2 protein-coding genes are annotated in these 1,873 nt (G+C 34.9%); both read left to right on the forward strand.

The window, feature by feature from the left end:
* Window positions 1-285: sensor histidine kinase (locus ACR2F7_RS08810; RefSeq protein ID WP_432713208.1), on the forward strand; the 285-nt coding region annotated here is incomplete at its 5' end.
* 154 nt (window positions 286-439) lie between these two features.
* Window positions 440-1,504, forward strand: coding sequence for a LacI family DNA-binding transcriptional regulator (locus ACR2F7_RS08815; RefSeq protein ID WP_432713209.1), 1,065 nt, complete (start codon window positions 440-442; stop codon window positions 1,502-1,504).
* Window positions 1,505-1,873: the final 369 nt, after the last annotated feature.

Raw genomic sequence — 1,873 nt, forward strand, 5'->3', positions numbered from 1 at the left:
CATACGCCTAACAATAAAGTAATTGAAATACATGGCAATGAAATTAATGGGATGGTTCAGGTTTGTGTAGAAGATAATGGCGTAGGAATGAAACCTCAAGATCAGGAGCAATTATTTGACCGCTATTTTAAAATTGATTATGGCCAGGACAGTACAAAGTCAGGTTTTGGTTTAGGCCTTTATCTTGCTGCAGAAATTATTAAAAGTCATGGTGGTGAGATATGGGTTAAAAGTGAACTAGGTATTGGATCGAGATTCTATTTTAACCTGCCCAAAGAAAATTAACCTTAATAACTTACGGTTTTGTCTATTTGTAGCCTAGTTTAAACATCGCTGGAAACTGATGATGCAGGTTCAATTAAAAGATTAATTTATTTCTCACTTTGATGTTACATTTATTGTGCTTATTTTCGGTTACGTACACGTTATGCAATAAAACATGATAGAAAAGCAGGAGCAGGAGTTAGTTGGTGTTAAGGAAATTGCTAGAAGGGCAAATGTATCCATTGGAACAGTAGATAGGGTGCTAAACAACCGTACAGGTGTTTCCATGAAGACTAAGGCCAAAATACTAGACCTTGTAAAGGAACTCAATTACCAACCTAACATCCTGGCAAGGCGGCTGGCTTCCAAAAAATCACTCCTTATTGCTGTGTTGATTCCTTTCTCCTCTGAAGAAACTGCATACTGGGATGCCCCTTTATCTGGCATTAAAGAAGCGGAAATTGAAGTAAAGCCTTATGGAATTCAAATTGAGCACTATTTTTTCGATCAGAATGATAAAAAATCATTTGAGGTCCAGAGTGAGCTGGCCTTAAAACATAAACCAGATGGAATATTACTTGCTCCAATGTTTATGGAAGAATCAAGGCTATTTGCTGATACCTGCAAACAGTTAGCTATTCCATACGTATTCATCAATTCTGATATTCCCGACCATAATAGCTTGTGTTATATCGGGCCAAATTTAAAACATAGTGGATCACTGGGCGCACACCTCGTTAACTATCTGGTATCAGACAAAGATCAGATCTTAATTGTAAATATCTCCAAAGAGATTGATAACCTTCACCATTTAATTCGCAAAGAAGAAGGCTTTAAAGCTTATTTTAAAAGCCATCAGCTTCCTAACCCTATCTTAAAATTAGACATCAGGGCTACAGACTATCTCTCTATTAAATTAGAATTGACGAAAATGCTGAGTAAGAATAAGGTTAAAGCTATTTTTGTGACCAACTCAAGAGTGGCATCAGTTGCCCGCTTTTTAGAGGAATCAGCTATGAAGGAAATCAAATTGGTAGGGTATGACTATCAAGAAGACAATGTTGACTATTTAAAAAAGGAAACGATAGAATTCCTTATTAGTCAAAAGCCAAAAGAGCAAGGGTATAGAGGTATCATGACTTTATACAATTTCCTGGTGCATGCAGCAGATATTGATAAGACTTTTTACATGCCTATAGATATCTTAACCAAAGAAAACTATTTGTATTACCAGAATTAAATCTCTGCTTGAACGGCATTCTCTAATATGATGAACGCTAAATAAAATTAAATTTTATTTCCAAATATTTTGTTTACATCAAATGTTTTGTATTTTCGTGTACGTTACCGTAATGATTTAGCGAATAAAATTGCTTGTTTAATAAAGTTAAGTTTAAAAAACAAGGGAAGGTGTTTTACTTATCGGGTACGTACACGTATAATTTTTGTCAACAATTTCATACCAAAAAACCATTAATATGAAGAAAATTTACAAAGGTAAAATGATGAGTAAAAGTAAGCTGATGCTTTTACTTGCTCTTTTTTCGAATTATCCGCTTGCGGAGGCAGCTGTTAAAAGCGCTGTTGAAGATGGAATAGTGAAAGAGAA

Origin of the sequence: Pedobacter sp., assembly GCF_045628745.1 — a bacterium.
Taxonomy (GTDB): Bacteria; Bacteroidota; Bacteroidia; order Sphingobacteriales; family Sphingobacteriaceae; genus Pedobacter.